The organism is Actinopolyspora lacussalsi, from assembly GCA_030803735.1.
In the GTDB taxonomy this organism is placed as follows: domain Bacteria; phylum Actinomycetota; class Actinomycetes; order Mycobacteriales; family Pseudonocardiaceae; genus Actinopolyspora; species Actinopolyspora lacussalsi.
The window spans coordinates 676,622-702,048 of record JAURUC010000001.1 but is presented as its reverse complement, the minus strand read 5'-3'; the positions used below and the strand labels follow the sequence as shown (position 1 = coordinate 702,048).

The window sequence follows — 25,427 nt, the reverse complement described above, 5'->3', positions numbered from 1 at the left end:
GGATTCGGGTTCGCCGACAGGCGACGAGGGCCGGTTCCACTCGGTGTGCCGGGGCGGCCACCACCTCGGGCAGTGGCCGCCCCGAACGCATCAGCGTGCGAACCGAGCCGGATCAGTAGCGGTAGTGCTCCGGCTTGTACGGCCCCTCGACGTCCACACCGATGTACTCGGCCTGAGCCTTGGTCATCTTGGTGAGGTTGACGCCGAGCGCGTCCAGGTGCAGCCGGGCGACCTTCTCGTCGAGGTGCTTCGGCAGCATGTAGACGTCGCGGTCGTACTCGTCGGGCTTGTTGAACAGCTCGATCTGGGCGATCGTCTGGTTGGTGAAGGAGTTCGACATCACGAAGCTCGGGTGCCCGGTGGCGTTACCCAGGTTGAGCAGCCTGCCCTCGGACAGCACGATCACGGCGTGGCCGTCCGGGTAGGTGAACTCGTGCACCTGCGGCTTGATCTCGGTCTTCTTGATGCCGGGGGTCTTCTCCAGACCGGCCATGTCGATCTCGTTGTCGAAGTGGCCGATGTTGCCCACGATGGCGTTGTGCTTCATCCGGCTCATGTGGTCGGCCGTGATGACGTCGAAGTTGCCCGTGGTCGTGATGAAGATGTCGGCGGTGTCGACGACCTCGTCCATCGTCTTGACCTCGTAGCCCTCCATCGCGGCCTGCAGCGCGCAGATCGGGTCGATCTCGGTGACGATGACCCGGGCGCCCTGGCCACGCAGCGACTCGGCGGAGCCCTTGCCGACGTCACCGAAGCCGCAGATCACGGCGACCTTACCGCCGATGAGCACGTCGGTGGCACGGTTGATGCCGTCGACGAGGGAGTGGCGGCAGCCGTACTTGTTGTCGAACTTCGACTTGGTGACCGAGTCGTTGACGTTGATCGCCGGGAACAGCAGGTCACCGGACTTGACGAGCTCGTAGAGCTTGTGCACACCGGTGGTGGTTTCCTCGGTGACGCCCTTGATCTCCTTGGCGGCCTTGGTGAACCGCTGCTTGTCGTTGGCCAGGCTCTCGCGCAGCACCGACAGCACGACCTTGAACTCGTCCGGGTCGTCCTCGGTCGGCTGCGGCACGGCACCGGCCGTCTCGAACTCGACGCCCTTCTGGACCAGCATGGTGGCGTCGCCACCGTCGTCCAGGATCATGTTCGGGCCCTGGTTGTTGGAGAAGCCCTGGAACAGCTGGTTGGTGCACCACCAGTACTCCTCCAGCGTCTCACCCTTCCAGGCGAACACCGGGACACCGGCGGGCTTGTCCGGCGTGCCGTTGGGGCCGACGACGACGGCCGCGGCGGCCTCGTCCTGGGTGGAGAAGATGTTGCAGGACACCCAGCGTACCTCGGCGCCCAGCTCCACCAGCGTCTCGATCAGGACGGCGGTCTGCACGGTCATGTGCAGCGAACCCGCGATACGCGCACCCTTGAGCGGCTTGCTGTCCGCGTACTCCCGGCGAGTCGCCATCAGGCCGGGCATCTCGTGTTCGGCCAGCCGGATCTGGTGACGGCCGGACTCGGCCAGCTTCGGATCCGCGATGGCGAACTCGATGTCTCCTGCCTTCTGCAACTTCGGGCTCATGTTTTCCCTTCCTCGTTTTCTCTATCGGGCAGCTTTCGGCCAGTGTCGCGCCTGCCGCCTGTCAGGTGTTGAAGTACTTGGCCTCGGGGTGGACCGCGACGATGGCATCGGTGGACTGCTCCGGATGGAGCTGGTACTCCTCCGAGAGTTCCACGCCGATGTTCTCCGCGCCGAGCAGTTCGACGATCTTGGCGCGGTCCTCCAGATCGGGGCAAGCACCGTAGCCGAGCGAGAAGCGGGCACCGCGGTAGCCGAGCTTGAAGAACTCCTCGACGTTGTCCGGGTCCTCGGAGGCGACCGTCTCGCCGGAGGACCACTGCAGCTCGCGGCGGATGCGACGGTGCCAGTACTCGGCCATCGCCTCTGTCAGCTGCACACCGAGACCGTGGATCTCCAGGTAGTCCCGGTAGGCGTCGGCGGCGAACAGCTCGTTGGCGTAGTCGGCGATGGGCTGCCCCATCGTGACCAGCTGCAGCGGCAGCACGTCCACCTGGCCGGTGGCCTCGGCCTTCTCCCTCGAGCGGTAGAAGTCGGCCAGGCACAGCCTGCGGTCCCGCTTCTGCCTCGGGAAGTTGAACCGGAACCGTTCCGGAGCGTCCGGGGAGTCCTTGTCGAGCACGATCAGGTCGTTGCCCTCGGACACGCACGGGAAGTAGCCGTAGACCAGCGCCGCGTGCTGCAGGATGCCCTTGGTCGCGAGCTCGTCCATCCAGGCGCGCAGCCGGGGACGACCGTCGCTCTCGACGAGCTCCTCGTAGCTGGGCCCCTGTCCCTTCTTGGCACCGCGCAGCCCCCACTGTCCGAAGAACGTGGCACGTTCGTCGAGCAGCGCGAGGTACTCGTTGCTGGAAAGTCCCTTGACGACCTTGGAACCCCAGAACGGCGGCGTGGGAACGGGAACGTCGGCGTCGACGTCGGAGCGGACGCTGTCGTCGCGCTCGTCCGGTTCCGGCCCCTGCTCGGCCTTGCGCTTCTCCGCGATCCGGTTGGAACGCTCGCGCCTGGCCTTGCGCTCGGCCTTCTTGGCCTGTTCCGCCTCGTCCTCCTCGGGGTTCTCGCCGCGCTTGGACTGCATGATGCGGTCCATGAGCTTGAGCCCCTCGAAGGCGTCCTTGGCGTAGCGCACGTCGCCCTGGTACATCTCGTCGAGGTCGTTCTCGACGAAGGACCTGGTCAGAGCGGCACCACCCAGCAGAACCGGGTACTTCTCCGCGATTCCCCTGGAGTTCATCTCCTCCAGGTTGTCCTTCATGATGACCGTGGACTTGACCAGCAGTCCGGACATGCCGATCGCGTCGACGTTGTTCTTCTCGGCCTCTTCGAGAATGGTGTTGATCGGCTGCTTGATGCCGATGTTGACCACCTCGTAGCCGTTGTTGGACACGATGATGTCGACCAGGTTCTTGCCGATGTCGTGCACATCGCCCTTGACCGTGGCCAGCAGCAATCTGCCCTTGCCACCCGAGTCGTCCTTCTCCATGTGTGGCTCGAGGTGGGCCACCGCGGTCTTCATGATCTCGGCGGCCTGCAGCACGAAGGGCAGCTGCATCTGACCCGCGCCGAAGAGGTCACCGACCGTCTTCATCCCCGACAGCAACGTGTCGTTGACGATCTCGAGCGGCTTCTTCTCCTGCATCGCCTCGTCGAGATCGGCGTTCAGACCGTTCTTCTCGCCGTCGACGATGCGCTGCTCCAACCGCTCGAACAACGGCAGGGCCGCCAGCTCCTCGGCCTTGGACGAACCGGTGGTCTCGGCCGACTTGCCCTCGAACAGGGCCATCAGCTTCTGCAGCGGGTCGTAGGCTTCCTCGGTCTCGGTGGCCTCGGTCCGCCGGTCGTAGACGAGGTCCAGCGCGACCTGGCGAGATTCCTCGTCGATCTTGTTCATCGGCAGGATCTTGGACGCGTGCAGGATGGCACTGTCCAGACCGGCTTCCCGGCACTCGTTGAGGAAGACCGAGTTGAGCACCTGGCGGGCCGCGGCGTTGAGACCGAACGAGACGTTGGACAGACCCAGCGTGGTCTGCACCTCCGGGTGCCGCGTCTTGAGCTCCCGGATGGCGTTGATCGTCTCGATGGCGTCCTGCCGGACCTCCTCCTGACCGGTGGTGATCGGGAATACCAGGAGGTCGATGATGATCGCGGACTTGTCCAGACCCCAGTTCCCGGTCAGATCCTCGATGATCCGCTCGGCCACCCGCAGCTTCCACTCGGCGGTGCGGGCCTGGCCCTCCTCGTCGATGCAGGTGCACACCACGGTGGCACCGTGCTCGACGGCCATCTTCATGACCCGGTCGTAACGACCGCCCTCCTCGGTGCCGTCCTCGTAGTTGATCGAGTTGATCGCGCACCGACCGCCGAGGTGCTCCAGGCCGACCTCGATGACGTCGGCCTCGGTGGAGTCCACCATGACCGGCAGCGTCGAGGCGGTGGCCAGCCGGGAAGCCAGCTCGCGCATGTCGTGGGTGCCGTCGCGGCCCACGTAGTCCACGCACAGGTCGAGCATGTGGGCGCCCTCGCGGGTCTGCCCCTTCGCGATCTCGACGCAGTCCTCGTAGCGCTCCTCCAGCATCGCCTCGCGGAACGCCTTGGAGCCGTTGGCGTTGGTGCGCTCGCCGACGTTGAGGATCGAGGCTTCCTGCTCGAACGGGATCGCCTGGTACATCGAGGAGATCGACGGAACGATCTCCGGCTCCCGCTCCGCCGGACTCAGCTCGGATACCGCCTCGGCGACCTGGCGAACGTGTTCGCCGGTCACACCACAGCAGCCACCGACCAGCCGAGCACCGTAGTTGTTGGCGAAGTCGACCAACGCCTCGGCCAGTTCGGCGGGCTGCAGCGGGTACACCGCGCCGTTGGGGCCCAGCTCGGGCAGCCCGGCGTTGGGCATGACCGAGATCGGCACCCGCGCGTGATCGGCCAGCACCCGCAGGTGCTCGCTCATCTCGGCGGGCCCGGTCGCGCAGTTCATGCCGATCATGTCGATGCCGAGCGGCTCCAACGCCGTCAGCGCCGCACCGATCTCGGACCCGACCAGCATGGTGCCGGTCTGCTCCACGGTGACGTGGGCGATGATCGGAACCCACTTCCGCTGCGTGGCCATCGCGCGCTTGGCCGCGACGATGGACGCCTTGGTCTGCAGCAGGTCCTGCGAGGTCTCGACCAGGATCACGTCGACGCCGCCGTCGAGCATGCCCAGTACCTGCTCGTAGTAGGCGTCCCGCAGGTCGGCGTACGGGGCGTGTCCCAGAGTGGGCAGCTTGGTTCCGGGACCCATCGACCCCAGAATGAAACGCGGCTTCTCCGGCGTGGAGTACTCGTCACAGCACTCCCGGGCCAGCGCCACACCCTTCTCGGAGAGGTCACGGATCCTGTCCTCGATCCCGTACTCACCGAGGTTCGGCAGGTTGCAGCCGAACGTGTTCGACTCGATGGCGTCCGAGCCGTTCTTCAGGAAGCCCCGGTAGACCGAGCGCACGACGTCGGGGCGCGTCTCGTTGAGGATCTCGTTGCAACCTTCGAGGTTGTTGAAGTCCTCCAGGGTCAGGTCGTGCTCCTGCAGCGCCGTACCCATGCCGCCGTCCCCGACGAGCACACGTTCGGCGATGGCCGTGAGAAACCCGCTCGGGTCGTTGTCCCGACGGCCCGATTCTTCCTGTTTCGTCATCACGCTGCCTTCCCGAACGCTTCAGCGAAGCACGGATTCGATCTCGCCCGCGGCCTGCTTGCCGTAGGCCTCGGCGAACCTCGAAACGAACGAGCCCTTCTCGACCTCGTATTCCTGCGGTCCGTCGGTTTCCAGGGATGTTGTCGCCAGGGTGCACCCGAGCTGAATGGAACGCTCGAGGCCCAGGCCGTTGGCCAGGCCGGCCAGGAAGCCCGCGCGCAGCGCGTCACCCACACCGGTGGGGTCGCCGACCTGCTTGGGCTTGACCGGGGCGATCTCGACCGTCTCGGCCGACTTGGACTCAATGCGCACACCGTTCTCACCGAGCGAGGTGACCCACATGCCGACCTGGTCGAGCACCTCGGCGTGCGACATGCCGGTGCTCTGCAGCAGCAGGCTGTGCTCGTACTCGTTGGTGAACAGGTACTTGGCACCCTCCACCAGCTTACGGATCTGCGGCCCGTCCATGAGGGCGAGCTGCTGGCCCGGGTCCGCGACGAAGTCGAATCCGCGATCGCGGCACTCCTGGCTGTGGCGCACCATCGCTTCCGGATCGTTGGCCGAGACGATCACGAGGTCCAGGCCGCCCACCCGGTCGGAGATGGGCTTGAGCTCGATCTCGCTGGCCTCGGACATCGCACCGGGGTAGAACGAGGCGATCTGGTTCTGGCTCTCGTCGGTGGTGCAGGTGAACCGAGCGGTGTGAGCCGTCTTGGAGGTGTGGACCGCACTGGTGTCGACACCGTGCCGGTCCAGCCACGCGCGGTACTCGGCGAAGTCCTCGCCGACCGCGCCCACCAGCAGCGGTGTCACACCGAGCTGGCCGAGGCCGAAGGTGATGTTGCCCGCGACACCGCCGCGGCGCACCTCGAGCTGGTTCACGAGGAAGGAAAGCGAAACCTGGTCGAGCCGGTCGGCGATGAGCTGATCGGCGATCTTGCCCGGGAAGGACATCAGGTGGTCGGTGGCGATTGAACCGGTCACCGCAATTTGCACTGGGAAAACTCCTTCACCAGGGCCGGTGACCATCTCGCGGCACCGGCCCGCGGTCGTGGATGAGCGAACCTGGCATTGTTCGCCACGCCGCGGGGCGCGGAAGCTTCCGCGCCCCGCGGCGTCGACGAAACGTCGCTATGCGGCTGTCAGAGGCCCGCGGCGCTCTTCAGGGCCTCGACGCGGTCGGTGCGTTCCCAGGGCAGGTCCACATCCGTACGCCCGAAGTGCCCGTAGGCCGCCGTCGGCGCGTAGATCGGCCGCAGCAGATCCAGATCACGGATGATCGCCGCCGGACGCAGATCGAACACCTCGTTGATCGCGGCCTGAATCTTGACCGGATCCACGTTCTCGGTGCCGAACGTCTCCACGAACAGCCCCACCGGAGCCGCCTTACCGATCGCGTAGGCCGTCTGCACCTCGATCCGGTTCGCCAACCCCGCGGCCACCGCGTTCTTGGCCACCCACCGAGTGGCATAAGCCGCCGACCGGTCCACCTTCGACGGGTCCTTACCCGAGAACGCGCCACCACCGTGCCGCGCCATACCACCGTAGGTGTCCACAATGATCTTGCGGCCCGTCAGACCACAGTCACCCATCGGACCACCCGTGACGAACCGACCCGTCGGATTCACCAGCAGGCGGAGGTCGGTGGTGTCGAGGCCGACACGCTCGATCTCCGGGTTGATGACGTGCTCACGGATGTCGGGAGCCAGCATGGCGTCGAGGTCGATGTCGCCGGCGTGCTGCGTGGACAGCACGGCGGTGTCCAGCCGGACCGGCTGGTCACCCGCGTACTCGACCGTGACCTGGGTCTTGCCGTCGGCACGCAGGTAGGGCAGCACACCCTCGGTGCGGACCCTGGTGAGCCTGCGGGACATGCGGTGCGCCAGGGCGATCGGCAGCGGCATCAGCTCGTCGGTCTCGTTCGAGGCGTAGCCGAACATGAGCCCCTGGTCACCGGCGCCCTGCTGGGCGATCTCGTCGATGACACCATCGACACGGGACTCGTGCGCGGTATCGACACCCTGACCGATGTCCGGCGACTGCGCGTCGATCGAGACGTTGATGCCGCAGGAATCGCCGTCGAAGCCCTTGGCCGAGTTGTCGTACCCGATCTCCAGGACCTTCTCCCGCACGATCGCGGGCAGGTCCACGTCGGCGGCGGTGGTGACCTCACCGGCCAGGTGCACCTGACCCGTGGTGATCATGGTCTCCATGGCCACACGCGAACGCGGGTCCTGCGCCAGCATCGCGTCCAGGATCGCGTCACTGATCGAGTCGGCCATCTTGTCCGGGTGGCCCTCGGTCACGGACTCACTGGTAAACAACCTGCGGTTCATCTCAGTCACGGCTGATCTTCACCTCACTGCTTGTTGCTTCGATTATTCTTCGTACTCGACGGCCTGTCATGCCTTGGCGTGGATGATGCCCCAGGCAAGGTTCCCGCCATTGCCGCCCTGCACCCAGTTGCGCAGGCCGGTCTTCATGCGAGTCCGGTATTCCTCGCCGATGAAGTCGGCGAGTTCGTTCTCCCGGCTTTCCAGAACTTCCAGCACCCGGCCGTAGTGCAGCGGCAGGTACTCGCTGAGGTCCTCGAACTCGACGTTCTGCAGCCCGAGCCTGGTCAGCTCCTTGCGGTAGAAGCCGGGGGACCCGAGCGAGTCCAGGTGCAGCCGGTCCAGGATCGGCCCGAGCGCGCTCTTCTCGGCCGAGTCGGCGGCCATCGGGTCGGTGAACAGCACCGAGCCCTTGGGCTTGAGGACCCTGGAGATCTCCTCCATCACCCTGGTGCGGTCACCGCTGTGCAGGAAGGAGTCCTGCGACCAGACGATGTCGAAGGCATTGTCCTGGTAGGGGATGTCCTCGAACGAGCCGTCGGCCACCTCGATGAGGTGATCGAGGCCCTCGGCACGGCTGATCTCGCGGTTGCGCTGGTTCTCCACCTCGCTGAGGTTGAGGCAGGTCACCTTGCATCCGTAGGTTCGCGCCAGGTAGCGGGCGGCACCGCCGTAGCCCGCGCCCAAGTCCAGGATGGTGGTGTTGGCGTCGATGTCGACCTTGCTCGCCATCCGCTGGACAGTGCGCTCGCTCGCCGCGGCGATGTCCTCCTGCGGGGTCTGGTAGAGACCGACGTGGATGTCGTTGCCTCCCCAGACGTGGTAGTAGAAGTTGTCCGCGTCCTCGGAGTTGTAGTAGTCCCGCGCGGTGTGGACCGCGTTGGAGTACATGTCCAGGAACTCGTCCTCGGTGCGGTAGTTCTTCTCCGCCACGTGGATGAAGAAGTCCGGCTCCGTGTCACCGTAGGTTTCCTGAAAGTCACCGTAGGTGTCAATCCGCTGGAAACCGACCTCACGCATGAGCCGCCGGACATAGTCCTTCCGCAGCGGGTACATGTTCAGGAAGAATTCGGACTTGTCCGGGAACGTGTACTTGAACCGCGCCAGACCGTCGTCGATGTGGTCCGGCTCGGCGGAAACGTCCTCACCGGCGTAGTAATAGGTGTGCTTACTGGAGAAGCCGGTGTCCAGAATGGAATCGTAGTTACGCTGGTCGATGATCAGAACACCGTCGTGCTTGAGCATCGCGTAGAACTCCGCCAGCGTCTTGCGGCGGTCCCGCTCCGAGAAGAGGTGGGTAAACGAGTTACCCAGGCAAATGATCGCGTCGTATTCACCGTGCACGTCGCGGTTGAGCCAGCGCCAGTCCGCGTTGACCACACGCAGAATGTGACCACCGTACTCCAGTCCGTTACTGAAGGCCTTGGCCAGCATCTGCGGACTGCCGTCCGCGCTGACGGTCTCAAAACCCTCTTCGAGCAGCCGGACCGAGTGGAAACCGGTCCCGGTCGCTGCGTCCAGCACGGTCTTGACACCACGGGCACGCAATTGATCGATGAAGAAGGTCCCCTCGCTCTCGTAGCGGGCCTTCCAATCGATCAGATCGTCCCACTTGTCGACGAATCCACCGACATACTCTTGGGTGTAGTGATCAGTGTCGCGTACTTCCAACGGATTGTCGCCGAACGCCTGCTCCTCGAGGTGCACCGAGTCCTGGTCGTTCGACCCCTCGTCACCACGTGCAAGATCGTCCACGCTCTTGGTCATACTCAGCTCCCACTCGCGTTGGTCAAGCGCCACTGCATCGCTCGGAACCACGGTGAATTCACCGCCCCGAGCCTTCACGGGCGCGCCGGGGCACCTCACAAGGGGCACACCGCACCGGTGCGGGCAGCCAACTGGCGGGCCGCGCACTGGCACCGGTCAGCACACTCGGTCGGCACCTTTGCCGCCCGATCCCGACGCAGATTCCGTACGCCGAGAACCCAACTTATTCGCATTCACGAAAAATGCAAGCACATTCAGCTGTGACCCTAATCATAGAAATAGGATGATCGCGTGATTCGCACAGTTACCCTAAGTAAAAAATAGGGCGTCACCAGGGAGAATTTAGTTTTCCGCACCAGGGGTCACGATCCGGCAAAGGCAATCACGCCAAAGATGCAGTACAATGCGCGTACGCCGCATACCACAACGGGGACGAATAGTGCAACCGTACGATCCGATGAAATGAACAACGCGACCGCGGTGCCGCACTGATTCTTTATTCGCCTGCGCCCCTTCCATCGAAGGAGGGACCCCGGATGTTACGCCCCACCCCGGCCCGGGGTGTGATACCCCACTCTTCCGCGACGAAGACGCTGTTCGTCCAGGTCAACACCACTTCTCGGCGAGAAGAATGATCAAAGACTCACAAACCCGTCGACAGTCCTCCGCGAGATCCGCGAAATCGACCCTTTTCCCACTTTATTATTGTCGACAATCATTCTAATCGATTGTGCTGGATTCCTGTTCCGCCGTCCGGAGTGCAATCGATCGGAGCCCGCGGAGCCGGGAGGCCCGTCCCGGCCGGCTGAGCGGTCCCCGAGTCGTTCGCCCCTTCGAACCACACGAGCGGTCGCTAGCCGCACCCCGCCACCTACACGGCTTCGCGACGGCCGGGAACCACTGCTCGTGGCCGGGTGCCGGTGTGGCCCGACATGGGTCGTCGACGTCCGCTCGGCGCGTCTGCCGGATGCCACGCGAACGACCTCGCAAACTGACACTGTGCCGCCATTCGAGTTCACAGCGTTGCACCGGACGGAGCAATCTCGTGCACCGATGTTGACGTGAGATGTGTCCTGGCTCATTAATGTTTGTTAATGGTGATTTAAGTCCGGTTGTGTTGCTCTTTGTTGTTACATGTGCCTCCTAGGTGGAGGTTCCGACGCTCTCAACACGGATGAGGATCGCCCGACACCGTGTGAGGAGGATCGATGCAGTCACGACCACCGCGTCGTGTGACGGCCGGGAACCTGGGTGTGCTCTCGATGACCGTCGCGTTGGCGCTGGGTGCCGCTCCGGCGGCGGCAGCTCATCCCGTCGAGCACAGGTCACCGGCTGAAGCACCACTGACCACGCCGTGGACGGATCAGGTGGGACCGGACAACGCGCTTCCCGAGTACCCGCGCCCCCAGCTGAAACGCGAGCGCTGGCAGAACCTGAACGGCGAATGGGAGTACGCGGGCGGTGCCGGCCCTCCGGACCGGAACCAACAGGACCTGGGCGAACGGATCCTGGTCCCCTACCCGGTCGAGTCCGCGCTCTCCGGCATTCAGCGGCACGACGACCACATGCTCTACCGCCGCGACTTCCGGGTGCCGCCCCACTGGCGCGGCGACGAGTTGCTGTTGCACTTCGGGGCCGTAGACCAGGAGTCGACGGTCTGGGTCAACGGTGAGCGAGTCGGTTCCCACCGGGGTGGTTACACCTCGTTCACGGTCGACGTGACCGACGCGCTGCGGCCGGGATCACGGCAACGAGTGACCGTGGCTGTCACGGACGCCAACGAACGGGGTCAGTACCCCGTCGGCAAGCAGACCGACAATCCCGGCGGGATCTTCTACACGGGTTCCTCCGGCATCTGGCAGACCGTGTGGCTGGAGCCGGTATCGCGGACGCACCTGGCGGAACTGAACATCACACCGCGGCTCGAGGCGGAGACGTTCCAGCTGGAACCCGAGATCCGAGGCACCCGGGCCGCGAGCGTGGAAACGATGGTATCGCGCCCGGATGGCGGGGTGGTCTCCCGGACCACCACGGAAGCGGGCTCGACCGTGCGGGCGCCGGTTCCGAACCCGCGAACGTGGAGTCCCGACGATCCGTACCTCTACGACCTGACCGTACGCCTGTTGGACGCCGACGGCCGTGAACTGGACCGCGTCGCCAGTTACGCGGGGATGCGTTCGATCGGACTGATCGAGGACTCGCAGGGCAGAAAACGACTCGCCCTCAACGGGAAGATCCTGTTCCAGCAGGGGATGCTCGACCAGGGCTTCTGGCCGGACGGACTGCACACCCCGCCCGCGGACGAGGCCATGCGTCACGACATAGCGCAGGCCAAGCGGATGGGCTTCAACATGCTCCGCAAGCACATCAAGGTCGCCCCGAAGCGCTGGTACTACTGGGCCGACCGGATGGGCATGCTGGTCTGGCAGGACATGCCCTCCCTTACGGCCCAAACCGGCGGCACCAACGGCGTGCCATCGAAGGAGGCCAGGACGAAGTTCGAGGCCGAGACTACCGCCGTCGTCGATCAGCTCGACAGCGTGACCTCGCTGGTGACCTGGGTGCCGTTCAACGAGGGATGGGGTGAGTTCGACACCGCCCGCGTCACGGAGCGGATCCAGCGGCAGGACCCCAGCAGGCTCGTGAACGCCGCCAGCGGAGTGAACTGCTGTAACTCGTTGCCGGACACTGGAGCGGGCGACATCTACGACGATCACACCTACGTGGGGCCGGGCACTCCGGAGGCCACCGCCGAACGAGCGGCGGTCGACGGCGAGTACGGCGGCCTCGGACTGGTCGAGCAGGGACACCTCTGGCCGGGCCGGCCGGAAGCCTACGAGATGACCGACACTCGGGCCGAACTCACCGAGCGCTACGGCCAGCTCAGCGACGACCTGATCGGCGCGATCGAGCGAAACGGCCTGTCGGCCGCGGTCTACACCCAGGTCTCGGACGTGGAGAACGAGGTCAACGGCCTGATGACCTACGACAGGAGGGTCACCAAGCCGGATGTCGCCTCGATCCGGGCGGACAACGAGGCGATCATCGAATCCGGCAGCCCGTGAGCTCCTCGTGCTCCGGCCGGGTGGGCGGAACCGCGCGTTCCCCCACCCGGTCCTCTCCGACAGAACATCCCGAGAACCCGATCGGAGAAACTCCACGGGCTTCGACAAGAAGGGAGCTCCCTTGACCGATGCCGGACCGACGAGGAGTGGCTGGAGCAGGCGCGGCGCGCTGACCACTCTCACCGCGACGAGCGCGGCCGCGGCGCTGGGCGGCAGAGCCGCCGCACGATCTTCCGGGGGCGGGCACCACCTGCCCGGCCACGGTGGTGGGGAACAGAGCGCGAGCGGCAGGCTCTACGAGATCCGTTCGGGGCACCACCGTGCGCTCGTGGGCGGGGTGGCGGCGACCCTGCTCTCCTGGCGGGTGTCGGGCGAGGAGATGCTGCTTACTCATTCCCCGGACGAGGTGGGCGAGGGCTTCCAGGGCAAAACGATCCTGCCCTGGCCCAATCGGATCGACCGGGGAACCTACGAGTTCAACGGTGAGCGGCTGCGGGTTCCGATCAACGAACCCTCGAGGCAGGCGGCACTGCACGGGTTGATGAACTTCGTGGAGTGGGAACCGGTGCGGCACCGAACCGACAGCGTGTCGCTGCGGTACCTGCTGCACCCGCAGTACGGCTATCCCTTCCGCATGGCGTTCCTGGTGGAGTACAGCGTCGACCGCCACGGTGTGCGGTGCACGTTGACCGCCGAGAACGCGGGCGAGCACGAAGCACCCGTGGGATGGGCGAATCACACCTACATCGCCGCCGGGACGGGCGGTACCGACGGCATGGAGCTCCGGCTGCCCGCGGCGACCTACTATCGCACCAACGAACGGCTCATCCCGACGGGTACCGCCTCGGTCGCGGGAACCGAGTACGACTTCCGGAGCGGCAGGACCATCGGTTCGACCAGTATGGACACGGCCTTCAAGGATCTGGCGCGGAATCGACGCGGCCACGCGACCGTACGATTCGGGCGTACCGACGGACTCGACGTGCTGCTGTGGGTGGACGAGTCCTACGGCTACCTCCAGGTCTACACCGACGACGCTCCCAGCGAACAGCGCCCGCAGCCGGCCCGCTCGGGAATCACGGTGGAACCGAACACCTGCCCGCCGAACGCGTTCGTGACCGGCGAGGCCGTGCGAGTGGTGCGTCCCGGTGAGCGACACACCGGAACGTGGGGCGTGCTGGTACCCCGGTGAAGGCGGTGCTTCCGGCACGAGCGGTCGGCTCGTGCCGGAAGCACCCGACTCACCGGCATCACCGCTTCCACTCGGAAGCGGTGATGGACGAGCTCCGGTCAGCTCGCCTCGTCCTCGTCAGGAGGTTCCAGCAGACTGTGCCGTACCGCCAAGGTGGCGGCTTCCAGTCTGGAGTGCACGCCCAGTTTGCCCAGCAACGCCTGCACGTGGGTGCGTACCGTCGTGCTGGAGACTCCCAGTTGCTTGGCCATGGTCGTGGTACGAGCCCCCGAGACGAGCAGGCGCAGGCAGTCCTGTTCCCGGGGTGTCAACGACATCCGCGGCGATGCGCGATCGTGGCTGTTCGGCAGGCTGACACTGGTGCTGCGACCTTCGGGGAGACGGGGCAGGCGGGTGACCGGTTCCCCTGCCGCGGCCTTGCCCACGGCCTCCACCAGGGCGGTCAGTCCACACATCTTGGTGACGTAACCGATGGCCCCCTCCCGCATCGCGCGGCGCATACCATCCGCGTCGGAGTCCGCGGTGAGCAGCAGCACCCGCATTCGTGATCCTCCGGCGGCCGTGATCTCGTCCAGGCGGTTCAGGGAGTCGCCATCGGTGAAGAACCTCTCCAGCACGCACACGTCGGGTTTGTTGCGACGCACGCTGCGTACGGTCTCGGTGATGCTGTGCGCGGTGTCCAGCACGTTGAGTCCCCGCTGTGGGAGCACCGTTACCAGTGCCTCTACGAACACCGTGTGATTGTCCCCCAGCACCAGGTCAGCCATTGTTTCCCCCTCGTGGTCAGCCGTGATCCCGCCGGAGCCCGTTCGCGGTGCACCACGGATCCCGACCTCACGCTCACGGCCTCGACAAGCCGATGTGGACGCGTCCCCTACGCTTCCACCGGCGTTTCAGTGCGGTCGGGCTCGGGCGGCCCCCCGCCGACTCGGGTTCGAAAGAGCACCACAGTCGCCACACTGGTGTTATACCCGCTGCGGACGGCACGCGCACGCTCTGTCGTTGTTCGAATCCGTTAAGTAGCAAGAGATTCATTTACCCCGGTAAACGGACCCCAGCTCGCGGGTGACCGCCGCGATGCCGAACCGCTCACCGTCGATACCGCGGTTACCAGCACTTCCCATGCGGGCCCGTTCGGCCGGGTCCTCCAGCAGGTCGGAGAGCGCTCCGGCCAACAGATCGGGGCGGCGTGGCGGAACCAGCACCCCGTTGTGCCCTGTCACTACGAGGTCCGGGACAGCGTTGACCGCCGTGGCCACAACGGGGAGCCCACACAGCATGGCCTCGATCACCGCCAACGGCAGCCCTTCGTACCTGCTGGGCAGGACGAACACGTCGAAGGCGGGCAGCAGCTCGGCGACATCCGAACGATGCCCCGCGAACACGAAGCGGTCACCGAGCCGCTCCCGTGCCAAACGTTCGATCCGGTCCCGCAGCTCCCCCTCGCCGAGCCAGACACCACAAACATCCGTGCGGGGCAGCCGGGCCAGTGCGTCGACGAGGTCCTCCGGCGCCTTCTGGTAGGTCAGCCTCCCGACAGCACCGACGACCAGCCGGTCGTAGGGGATGCGAAGCGCACGACGGGCTCGGCGTCGACTCTCGGCGTCCGCGCGTGGGGGCTCCAGCGAAACGGGAACGCCGACGGCGCGGATCCGATCGGAGGTGGCCAGCCCGAGTCGCGTCGCCTCGTTCGCGACCCCCTCCCCCACGCACAGCACATCGTCGGTGAGTCGGCCGAGCAGCCGTTCCACCGCCGCGTAGCAGAGTCGCAACCAGCGCGCCTGAAACCGGTGGAACGGGAACCCGTGGTACGTGTGCACCACTCGCGGCACCGCTGACAGCCGGGCGGCCACCCGCCCGAGGGCCCCGGCCTTGGCGGTGTGGGTGTGCACGACGTCGAACCCTGCCCGGGCGAACAACGCGGTCAACCGGAACAGCGCGACGAGGTCCCACCAGGGGACGATCGGCTTGCGCAGTGCCGGTTCCACCACGACGTCGAGTCCGGCCCGTTCCGCGTGCCTCACCAGTTCCCCGTCGCTGCCGGTGACGAGGGTGACCGGCCAGGAGTCGGCATGTTGCGCGAGTGCGCAGCGCAGGGCCACCAATCCGGCCCCGCCCTCCAGACGCGTGATGACGGTGGCTACCCGTGGGTGCTCGCGCATCTCGTCTACCGCGGCAGAGCACGCACGGTGGTTTCCGAGAGGACGGGCGTCTCTCCCCCGGAATTGGCGAGCATGGCCGCCTCGAGTTGAGTGTGCACGTTGAGCTTGGTGAGGATGCCGCGAGTGTGCTTGCGAACCGTCTGCACCGATATGAAGAGTTCGGCGGCTATCTGCCGACCACGTTTGCCCTCCGCCATGACGCCCAGCACTTGGCGCTCGCGCACGCTGAGGACGGCGAGCGGATCATCGCCGGTCCCGACGGGGCCGGCCTCCTGCCGCAACGCGCACAGTACCTCAGCGAGCACTTCAGGGGGGTACCAGGCGTGTCCGCGACCGACCAGCCGAATGACCTCGACCAGTTCGGTGATGCCACGCTCCTTGGGCAGCCAGGCGGCCGCGCCGGCCCGCGCGGCACGCACCGCGGGCTCCGGGTCGAGGGTCGAGCTCAGCACCACCACCCGCGCGTCGGGACACGCTTCTTCGAGTCTTCGCAGCACTTCGTGCACGCGATTTCGCAGTATCGCGATGTCGACGACAGCGACGTCGGGCCAGGCGATTCGTGCCCGGTCGAGCAGATCCGTCTCGCTCGGATACGCGCTGTCGGACACCCAGAGGTCCGACTCGGTGGACAGGTACTGCGTGAGAGCCTCGACGAACATGCGTTGTTCGTCCACGAGCAACAGGCGGAGCATGCTTCCCCCAGGACACGGCCGGTGCGGTTACCTCCCGTACCGGCGAATTCTGCAGTAGCCGCACAGCACGCGCAGCACGAGGGGAACGCGCCGCTCCGGCGGGCGCACGAGACGTTCCGAGCCGAATGACGTGATGTTCACGCTCCTGAACCACTGGATGTGGTGACATCGGCCCCGACCGAAGAGGTCGGCTCCACCGGCGATGGTGCGGGAGCACGCCGTCCCGGACTCCGCCACCGCCCCGACGACCTGGTCAGCCATGCCAGCGGGAGGGTGTACAGCGACAGGGCGGCATCCAGTATCCGCAGGAACAGGAAGAAGGCGCCGAACACGAGAAATCGTGGTTTGCGAAGCGCCAGAGCCACCAGCAGGGTCAGGGACAGGTCCACTATCACCACGCCCAGCAGCAACGAGGACAGGCTGACGTAGCTCGACACCGCGTCGTGCAGTGGTCCCAGCACGGCGAGATCGGCCGTGCCGGGGAAGAACAGCGGCAACAGCAGCAGCAGGAGGACGAGCGGCAGCACGACCATCAGCAGACCGCTGGTTAGCAGTTCGGTCAACAGCAGCAACAGCATGCAGGTGAACAGATTGGTCCTGGGGCGATGTCGGCGTACGGTCTGCCACAGTCCCAGCGCCCAGCGCTTGGTCTGCCGGACGTAGTCGCGAAGGTTGTCCGGATCCTGTGTCACTGCCACCGCGGCGGGCGTGAAACCGACCTTGCCGAGCCGTTTCTGATACACCTCGAAGGTCATGTTGAAGTCCTCGATGACCAGACCGGGTGGATTCATCTCGATGTGGGGCAACACCTCGGTGCGGTACATACTGGCGAAGCCGGGAACGATGTGTGTGGCGTTGCACCGCAGCCAGGTCTGACCGAACTTGAGCAGGTACTGGCTCAGCGCGTAGATCCGCTGCCGGTGGGACACCAGCAACCTGCCCAATGGAGAGAGCCCGCCGCGGTCCCAGTCGGTGCGTACGAAGCCGGCGACCGCGGCGACCCGCGGATCACCGAACAACGGCAGGGCCGCCCGGAAGTAGTTCCTGTCGAGCCGGGTGTCGGCGTCCAGCAGCAGCACGGCCGGATAGTGTTCGACGAGGCGGAACCGCTCGATCGCCTGCTGCAGCGCGCCCGCCTTCCCCACGTTGCTCCAGGTGCTGATCACGTTCACGCCCGCCCGTTCGGCGAGTTCGACGGTTCGGTCCGTGGACCCGTCCGAAACCACGTACACGTTGTCGCGTGGCACGAGTTCGGTCACCGACTCCAAACTGTCGTTGATCACGAGCTCCTCGTTGTGGGCGGCCATGAGCACTGCCACCCGATCGGTGCCGAAGGGGGGCTCGCCACCGGCACCCCGTCTCCGTCCGAGGTCGACGTCACCGGGAAAGCAACCGGAGCCGCGGCGCGAGAACGGTGGGCGGATCCGGCGTGCCACGCGGTCGTAAGACGCGGCGCAACTCGTAGTGATCATCCGGAGCAGTCCCATACTTCCCCAGAGCACGAAATTCGCCCCGAAAATCAGCACGGCCACAAGCCACCACGGAATCAACTGGCCACCTCCTCAACACCCGAACCACCGCGTGGACGGACGTCATCGGCGTGCCCGAGCGGAACGACGGGCCACGGGAAAGGTCTGGCGCAGTCGCGGCCAGGTGGCGGGATCGGCCGGGCCGTACATCCACAGGTAGACACCACCGATGCCGGACCGGTCCGCCACTTCGAACTTGGCGTGCGAACTGGCCGCGTTCTCGAACCACACCTCGTGCGGTGTCCCGTCAGTGTCGGTGTAGCGGAACCACGGGGTACGGCTCTCCTCGTCGAACCGGATCCGCACGTCGTGCCGCCGCGCGATTCGAGTGGCCTCGTCCCAGGTCACCGGCTGCCCCTTGCCCTGTGACCAGTCGTATCCGTAAAGCGGTACCCCCAGCACTACCTTCTCGGGCGGCATGGTGCCACGTGCGTAGTCGAGCACGTCTCGTATCCAGTCGACCGGCGCCACCGGCCCGGGCGGCGAGGTCGACCAGTGCCGGTCGTATCCCATCAGACGCACCTGGTCCGCGGCACGCCCGATGGCCGCGTAGTCCTGCGCGACGTTGCGTTCGTCGTAACCACGCCGGCTGGCCTTGGCGAACACCGCCACCGACAGTGTTCTGTCGTGGGCGTGCAGCGCGTCCGCCAGCTCCCGGACCAGCGTGCTGAACTCCTCGCGGTCCTCGGCCTTGAGGTCCTCGTAGTCGATGTCGATACCGGCGTAGTCGTTGGAGAGCACCAGGTCGACGATCTCCCGTACGTGCTGTCGCATCCGTCGCGGATCGTGCAGGATCTGAGCCACCGAGTCGTAGGACCAGGCACCGTGGGTCATGTTCGCCACACTGGGGGTGAACCGCAGTTCGGTTCTCCGCAGCGAATCCAGGGCCTCACGGGTCCGCCCGGCTCGGTCCGAGGGGATCTGGCTGACCACGTTCCCCTCGGGATCGAGCCCGTACATCCAGGGCGAGACCTCGGTGAACCCTTCGGTGTGCCGCATCAGCTCCGAGGTCCCTCCCTGGAAGTTCCAGAACGGCAGGGCGGCGACCACCTCACCGGAGCCGGCGGTGGGGCGGGGAGCGGGATCGCGTCGCACCGAAAGCACGACCAGTATCAACGCCAGGCACAACACCGCCACACCTCCCACGAGGGCGATTCGCCGCACCCTGGATCCGAGCACGGCGAACCACCGGGTTACGGGCTTCCCACGCATGAGCACACCCCCAACCGCGCGTCAGCCGGTGTCAACACGACCCGACCTGACAGTGACGCCCTCCCCGGTGCGGGTGTGCTCGTCGACGACCGATCTGATGATCGAATCCAGATCGTGGGCGGGCCGGAAACCGACCAGCTCCCGCGCCAGCGAACAGTCGGGCACACGCCGCGACATGTCCTCGTAACCGGAGCCGTACACGGCCTCGTAGGGACTGTGCACGATATCGCTCGGGGAGCCGGTGGTGGCTATCACCCGGTGTGCGAGTTCCTCGATCGACACCTGCTCGGTGCTGCCGAGGTTGACCGCACGACCACGTGCCGAGTCACTGTGCACCAGCGAGACCAGAGCGGGAACCACGTCGTCCACATGGCAGAAGCAGCGGATCTGCTCGCCGCTCCCGAACACCGTGAGCGGGTGCCCGCGAAGCGCCATCGACACGAAACGGGGCAGCACCATGCCGTAGCGCCCGCTCTGTCCGGGCCCGACGGTGTTGAACAGGCGCACGATGACCGCCCACAACCCCTGTTCGTCCACGAAGGACCTGGTCAAGCTCTCGTCGACGGCCTTGGCCTCCGAATAGGACCACCGCGACTTCAACGGCGAACCGACTACCCTGTCGTCATCCTCGGTGAGGCCGATCTTGTCGTTCTTGCCGTAGATCTCGCTGGTGGAGGCGATCAGCACCCGGCTGCCGTGCCGGTGGGCCGCCTCCAGCACGCGATGCGTGCCGTGGATGTTGGTGAGCAGGCTTTCCAACGTGCGGTCTCGGATGACGAAGGCCCCGACAGCGGCGGCCAGGTGGAACACCACGTCACAGCCGGCCGTGGCCCGCTCCACGGTCTCCCCGTCCACAACGCTGCCCGGAACCGGGCACAGCCGTTCGTGCTCGGCCACCCCGGCGAGATTGTCCCAGTCCCCGGTGCTGCCGTCGTCCAGCGCGACGACCGTGTGTCCCGCCGCGAGCAGATACCGAACCAGGTGTGATCCCACGAAACCCGCGGCCCCGGTGACGAGTGCCCTCATGGGTTCACCCCCGAACTCGCGGGATCGCCTACGGTGCCCTGCTGCCGAACACGCCGTCCGTCACGACGACCGCTCAGCAGCTCGTCGTAGAGCTGGTCGATCCGCTCGGTTACGGCGTCCATCCCGTACAGCTCCCGCAACTCGGGAACCTGGGTGCGTGGCCGAGCTGCCGACAGCTCCGCACGCAGCGCGGACCGCAGCTCCTCGACCTCGCCCGCCACCTCGATCGCGCGGTCGGTGCTGACCCCGTCCAGTGCCGGGCAGGTGGTGTAGAGCACCACGAGCCCGTTGGCCAGGGCCTCCAGTACCGACAGCCCGAACGTCTCCTGCTTGGAGCAGGCGACGAAGAGGTCCAGCGCCGACAGCACGGACGCCACGTCACTTCGCTTGCCCGCGAAGATGACTTTGTCGGAGACTCCGTTGGCTTCCGCGAGTTCCTCCAGCCGTTGCCGGTCCGGACCGTCGCCCACCAGCAACAGCCTGGTGTCCTCGTCCAGCAACGGAGTGGCGGACTCTATGAGCAGGTCGAACCGTTTGTTCGGGTCGAGCCTGCCGAGCACTCCGACCACCCGGTGCCGCTCGGAGAGTCCGAGTTCGTTCCTGGTGCGTGCGCGTGCGTCCGGATCGAAGGCGACCCTGTCGAAGTCGACGCCGTTCGGAATGACACGCACCTTGCGCGCGGGCAGACCCCACCGACGCAACCGGGTGGCCACGGTGTCCGACACCGCTATGGTGGTGTCGGAGAACAGATCGCTGCCCAGGTAGAGCAGCCGCACGCCCGCGCTCATGCGTCTGCGCTCGAGGTGGGTTTCGCCGATGGAGTGCTCGCTGGCGACGACCACGGGAACGCCCGCGAGTCGCGCCGCTGTCCGACCGTAGACGCAGGAACGGTAGAGATGCGTGTGCACGGCGTCGAACCCGCCGGAACGCATCAGGGAGCGGAGCCGGAACAACGCGCCCAGCTCGGTGTTGCTGGTCATGCCGAGATCGTGCACCGGAATTCCGGCTCCGGAGATCATGTTCGCGACCTCGCCCGCGTTGTACAGGGTCACGACCTCGCATTCGTGTCTGCTACGGCGTACCAGCTCGTAAAGCTGCAGTTCGGCTCCGCCGATCCCCAGGCCGGTGATCACGTGTAGGACTCGCACTATTGCCCCCTCTGCCGGTTGCGGCGCGACCCGATGAGTCCCCTGAGCACGACTCCGGCCGTGCGCACGAGAATCACCAGGTCCAACCAAGGTGACCAGTACTCGATGTACTGGTTGTCGAAACGGGCCCGCTCGACGATCGAGGTGTCACCGTGCAACCCGTGCACCTGTGCCCAGCCGGTGAGCCCTCCCACGACGCGATGCCGGTCGGCGTAGCTCGGTATCGCCGCCGCGAAGCGCACCGCGTAGTACGGCCGCTCGGGACGTGGCCCGACCAGGGACATACCACCCCGTAGTACGTTCCAGAGCTGCGGTAACTCGTCGAGATGATTGCCGCGCAGCCAGCCACCCAGCTTTCCGCACTGCCCCGGTGTCGGTGTCCACCCCGTATGACCGGTCGCGTTGACGGTGCGGAGTTTGGTGACGCGGGTAAGAGCTCCGGCGGCGGTGATCCGCTCCTGCCGGAAGAACGCCGCGGGGTTCCGGCAACGCACGGCGATGCTCAGCAGCAGCAGTACCGGCAGCGTCAACAGCGAGAGCACCGGGGCGAGCAGCAGATCGAGGGTTCGTTTGGCGAAGCCCCCGCCGGAGGCGTGTGCGCCGCGGCGGAGCGGCAGCAGCGGTATCCCCCACACCTCGTCCAGCGACGCCCGCGATGCGGCCAGCCCCAGCCCGGGCATCCGGGGAAGCACGCAGATGTCCAGCGTCGAACTCCGGCACCGACGCACCACACCGGTGATCTCGGGGCTCCGCTCGTCGGTGCAGCACAGCACCACCCGGGTGACGCGGTGGCGTCGAACGACCTCGGCCAGCTCTTCCGGGCGGGCCAGCACGTCCCGCCCCACCTCCTCCGCCGTGTCGGGGCGATCGAGAAACCCGACGAACCGCAGGCCGAGTTCACGGCGCCGCGTCATGGCGTGGGCCAGCTCCGTCGCGACCTCGTTACGTCCGACGATCACCACGGATTCGAGCAGCCTTCCCCGACTGCGGGCGCTACGGAGCACGAACACGGCAACCGACCTGCCGAACAGCAGCGCCGCTGCGGAACAGGCTCCCAGCAGCAGCACACGGGACACCGGTAACCAGGCGAACAACACCAACAGCGGCAGACCGGCGGCGGTCAGCAGGCTTCCGGCGTCGTCGGAGATCCTGCTACGCAGCGGGAGACGTTGCGTCCCCCGAACGGCCAGCGACAGCAGCACCGCTGGTACGTAGAGCAACGCCGCGGGGCCCGGCAGTCGCAGCACGATCGCCACCGCACCGAGCACGAGCAGATCGACCGCCGGAAACAGCCGCGGTAGCAGCGAGGGCGTCCAGCTCGCGGGCAGCGGCGAGTCGGTCCCGAGGGACCCGGTGAGTCCCTCCGACTCACCGGGTCGCCGCGTCTCCCCCGGTCCCGCCGCTCGTGGAGCGGGCACCGCCCGGTGCCGATCGCGCACCGGTTGCCAATTCATCTACCCACCCCCGGCAGGGCGAACGCGCGGCGCTCCCTGGCGGGCGAGATCCGGCCGGTGACGGCGCGAGCGGCGTGGTCGGCACCGTAGACGAACCGCATCACCGGACCGAACGTCGGAGTGACGGCGGGTCCGATGAAGTACAGTCCCGGCACCGTGGACTGGTATCCGGGATCGACACGCGGCGCCCGGTCCAGCGTTCCCACCCTGCCGCGCAGCTCGGGGCTGATGAAGGGCAACCGCCCGAGATCGGGTCGATAGCCGGTGGCACTGATGATGTGATCCAGCGTGAGCGTGGTCGTCTCGCCGCCTCGGCGCAATCCCAGCCTCAGCCGGTCCCCGGTGGGATCAGCCCAGTCCAACTGGCGGTCCAGCAGCATCGGGATACGGCCGTCCACGCGTTCCCGCAACCACCAAGCGCCGGCGGGCCCCATCGCGGTGCGGGCCAACCGCACCCGAGTACTCACCGGCAGCCTGCGGAACAGGTCGGGGTGTTCGGAATAGAACCAGGTCGCCCAGCCCGAACCGAGTCCCGCTTCGGGCTCGCGGAGTCTGCGGCGCAGCGATTTGTCGTCGGTGGGTGGTAGACCGTTCCACACGATGTCACTGGCTCGGGCGATGATCCGGACCGAAGCACCGGACTCCCGCAACAGCGCGGCGGTCTCCAGCGCGGACTGTCCGGAACCGACAACGGCCACCTCGCGGTCCCGGAAGACCCCGAGATCCACGTGAGCACTGCTGTGGGAGGCCAGGTGGGCGGGTAGCTGGGCGAGCACGTCGGGAACCCGGGTGAAGTGCTCGACGCCGGTGGCTATCACGACGTTTCGGGCGGTGGCGCTCCTGCCGTCGGTCAGCTCCAGTTCGTAGTGGTCCCCGACGCTACGAACGTCCTCGACCAGCACCTGCTCCACGTCGGGAGCGTGGTGGCGCTCGAACCACGCGCCGTATTCCAGAAAGGTCTCCAGCGAAACCGGAATTCCGATATCGGCGTAGGCCCGTCCGGTCTCGCGGCAGAACTTTTCGAGTGTGTGGCTGGCATGGGGATCGGAGAGGTTCGAGGCGAATCCCTGCGATTTGAGGTACATCCCCCGAGGCATGGCGGTACGCCAGAGGTTGAGCGGAACTCCGAACTGTCTGTGGCTAACTCCGGCGGATCGCAGGTGGGCCGCCAACGACAGGCCGTAGGGACCGGCTCCGACAATGGCGACGTCGACTGTTTCGTTCATCGCTGGACCCCCTCAACTCGGAACTGAAGTACTCGACTCGTTCGACTCGTTCACCGTGGGCGAGCCCCGACGGGCCCCCGCTCGTCCGAAACGAAACTCGGGTGCGCGCGCCCGTTGCGGCCGCCGCGACACCGGAATCGGACGCGACAGCGCTCGCCATCCCATCCGCAGACACATCAGTCCGAACGGAGCGAGGTCGTCCCGTGCGAACCAAGCGGTTTCCTCCGTGCCACGCAGCGAGGTGATCCACTCCCGGAGACCGAGACGACCGCCGCGCCACCCTCCGAACGCCGCCAGCGGGTCGTAGTTCTCCACCACGAAACGACGCTCGGGACCGTGCGCTATGCGTGGAACACGCTGTCCGGTCAGGTCCAGATAGGCCGTCACCGCGAGGTCCAGCCCGGCCCGGTCGCTGAAGAGTCGGAACTGAGCGCCCAGCCTGGGGTTGCAGTCGAGTAGTTTGTAGTGGCCGTCCCTGGGATCCCAACGCCAGTCCATGTCCACGAGACCGCGGAAGCCGGTTCGGCGCAGCAGCTCGACGGCTTGTCGCCCGAGCTCGTGGTTGGTCACCCAGCGACCGAAACTGGTCAGTCCCGCCGCCGCGGGATAGGAGCGTTCCTTGACCCCGGTGCACACCGGGCTCTGTGCCGGATCGTCACCCAGATAACCGTGGAGGAACCAGTCCTGGCCACGTCCCGGCGTCGTCGCGTGGGGCAGGAACTCCTGCAACACGATCGGTTGCCCCGCGGCGCGGTGCAGTTCCGCGAGTTGATTCGGGGTGCGTACCACGCTTGTACTGGGAAGGCGGTGGCCGTCGCGGCGCCAGGGACTGGCCAGCTTGGCGATCAGTGGATAACCGACCGAGGCCGCGAACGCACGGGCTCTCGGCCAGGTGGTGACCGTCTCGGTTCGGGGAGCGGGAACTCCGTGATCCCGGCAGAGCCGGTACAGCGAATCCTTGCCCGCCAGTTTCCGCGGCAGGTCGGTGGGAGGACGGGGGAACAACAACCACGGGTGCAGTCCGGCCGCGTGTTCGGCCAGCAGGATGGCCCCGGCGTCGTCGGTCGGCAACACCACCGTGGGCCGTCCGAGGCGTTCGACGATCCGTGCCAGCCCGTCCACGACGTCGAGTTCGGTGCCCTCCCCGGCACGCCATCGCCAGTGTCCGTGCAGGTAACGGGAGTGGGCGGTGGGAACGAGCGGATCCTCGCAGACCCCGTAGACCGGCACCCCCAGCCTGCCCAGACCGCGGATGATCCCCAGACCACCGTGGTGCAGCGGGTTGTCGTCCAGTTTGAGCACCACCACTGGTGTGGTGGTGTCGAACGCCCCCGCGGCGGGCGACGGTGTGTTTCGTGAACCGGGCACGGCACACCTC

17 protein-coding genes are annotated in these 25,427 nt (G+C 66.4%); 2 read left to right on the top strand and 15 right to left on the bottom strand.

The window, feature by feature from the left end; all coding sequences use genetic code 11:
• Nucleotides 1–112: 112 nt before the first annotated feature.
• The 5 genes from ahcY to J2S53_RS03065 all read right to left on the bottom strand — a co-directional run bounded on the left by ahcY (nt 113) and on the right by J2S53_RS03065 (nt 9,343).
• Complete coding sequence (ahcY, locus tag J2S53_RS03085; RefSeq protein WP_456239670.1) at nt 113–1,576, bottom strand: adenosylhomocysteinase; 1,464 nt, start codon at nt 1,574–1,576, stop codon at nt 113–115.
• Nucleotides 1,577–1,637: 61 nt separating this feature from the next.
• Nucleotides 1,638–5,243: a methionine synthase gene (metH, locus tag J2S53_RS03080; RefSeq protein WP_456239669.1), complete on the bottom strand. Its 3,606-nt coding sequence runs from the start codon at nt 5,241–5,243 to the stop codon at nt 1,638–1,640.
• 21 nt (nt 5,244–5,264) lie between these two features.
• Complete coding sequence (locus tag J2S53_RS03075; protein WP_456239668.1) at nt 5,265–6,239, bottom strand: carbohydrate kinase family protein; 975 nt, start codon at nt 6,237–6,239, stop codon at nt 5,265–5,267.
• 146 nt (nt 6,240–6,385) lie between these two features.
• Entirely contained in the window at nt 6,386–7,579 is a 1,194-nt protein-coding gene (gene metK / locus J2S53_RS03070; RefSeq protein WP_435545552.1) for a methionine adenosyltransferase, read from the bottom strand.
• A 66-nt stretch (nt 7,580–7,645) separates the two neighbouring features.
• Nucleotides 7,646–9,343, bottom strand: a complete 1,698-nt coding sequence (locus J2S53_RS03065; RefSeq protein ID WP_456239667.1) for a glycine/sarcosine N-methyltransferase — start codon at nt 9,341–9,343, stop codon at nt 7,646–7,648.
• A 1,208-nt stretch (nt 9,344–10,551) separates the two neighbouring features.
• On the opposite strand from J2S53_RS03065, the gene J2S53_RS03060 reads away from it, so the two are divergent.
• Entirely contained in the window at nt 10,552–12,408 is a 1,857-nt protein-coding gene (locus J2S53_RS03060; RefSeq protein WP_456239666.1) for a glycoside hydrolase family 2 protein, read from the top strand.
• 121 nt (nt 12,409–12,529) lie between these two features.
• Nucleotides 12,530–13,600: an aldose 1-epimerase family protein gene (locus tag J2S53_RS03055; RefSeq protein WP_456239665.1), complete on the top strand. Its 1,071-nt coding sequence runs from the start codon at nt 12,530–12,532 to the stop codon at nt 13,598–13,600.
• 98 nt (nt 13,601–13,698) lie between these two features.
• Here the strand turns inward: J2S53_RS03055 and J2S53_RS03050 are convergent, their stop codons facing one another.
• From J2S53_RS03050 to J2S53_RS03005, 10 genes are all read right to left on the bottom strand, one after another.
• On the bottom strand, nt 13,699–14,367 hold the full coding sequence (locus tag J2S53_RS03050; RefSeq protein WP_456239664.1) for a LuxR C-terminal-related transcriptional regulator: 669 nt from the start codon (nt 14,365–14,367) through the stop codon (nt 13,699–13,701).
• 264 nt (nt 14,368–14,631) lie between these two features.
• Nucleotides 14,632–15,762, bottom strand: a complete 1,131-nt coding sequence (locus tag J2S53_RS03045) for a glycosyltransferase family 4 protein (RefSeq protein WP_456239663.1) — start codon at nt 15,760–15,762, stop codon at nt 14,632–14,634.
• Nucleotides 15,763–15,767: 5 nt separating this feature from the next.
• Entirely contained in the window at nt 15,768–16,454 is a 687-nt protein-coding gene (locus J2S53_RS03040) for a response regulator transcription factor (protein ID WP_092977281.1), read from the bottom strand.
• Between the two features lie 137 nt (nt 16,455–16,591).
• Entirely contained in the window at nt 16,592–18,004 is a 1,413-nt protein-coding gene (locus J2S53_RS03035; RefSeq protein WP_456239662.1) for a glycosyltransferase family 2 protein, read from the bottom strand.
• 42 nt (nt 18,005–18,046) lie between these two features.
• Nucleotides 18,047–19,195 carry a glycosyl hydrolase family 18 protein gene (locus J2S53_RS03030; RefSeq protein WP_456239661.1) on the bottom strand — a complete coding sequence of 383 codons (1,149 nt, stop codon included), beginning with the start codon at nt 19,193–19,195 and terminating at the stop codon, nt 18,047–18,049.
• Between the two features lie 21 nt (nt 19,196–19,216).
• A complete protein-coding gene (locus tag J2S53_RS03025) occupies nt 19,217–20,221 on the bottom strand; it encodes an NAD-dependent epimerase/dehydratase family protein (protein WP_456239660.1) in 1,005 nt (334 codons plus the stop codon).
• The gene (locus J2S53_RS03020; protein WP_456239659.1) at nt 20,218–21,369 is read right to left on the bottom strand and encodes a glycosyltransferase; all 1,152 of its coding nucleotides are present in this window, start codon (nt 21,367–21,369) and stop codon (nt 20,218–20,220) included. Before J2S53_RS03020 ends, J2S53_RS03025 begins: the two co-directional genes overlap by 4 nt.
• Complete coding sequence (locus J2S53_RS03015; protein WP_456239658.1) at nt 21,369–22,823, bottom strand: sugar transferase; 1,455 nt, start codon at nt 22,821–22,823, stop codon at nt 21,369–21,371. The genes J2S53_RS03020 and J2S53_RS03015 overlap by 1 nt, the downstream gene beginning before the upstream one ends.
• Nucleotides 22,820–24,049: an NAD(P)-binding domain-containing protein gene (locus tag J2S53_RS03010; RefSeq protein ID WP_456239657.1), complete on the bottom strand. Its 1,230-nt coding sequence runs from the start codon at nt 24,047–24,049 to the stop codon at nt 22,820–22,822. Before J2S53_RS03010 ends, J2S53_RS03015 begins: the two co-directional genes overlap by 4 nt.
• 12 nt (nt 24,050–24,061) lie before the next feature.
• Nucleotides 24,062–25,417 (bottom strand): carboxylate--amine ligase, encoded by a 1,356-nt coding sequence (locus tag J2S53_RS03005; RefSeq protein WP_456239656.1) that lies wholly within the window; start codon nt 25,415–25,417, stop codon nt 24,062–24,064.
• Nucleotides 25,418–25,427 lie beyond the last annotated feature (10 nt).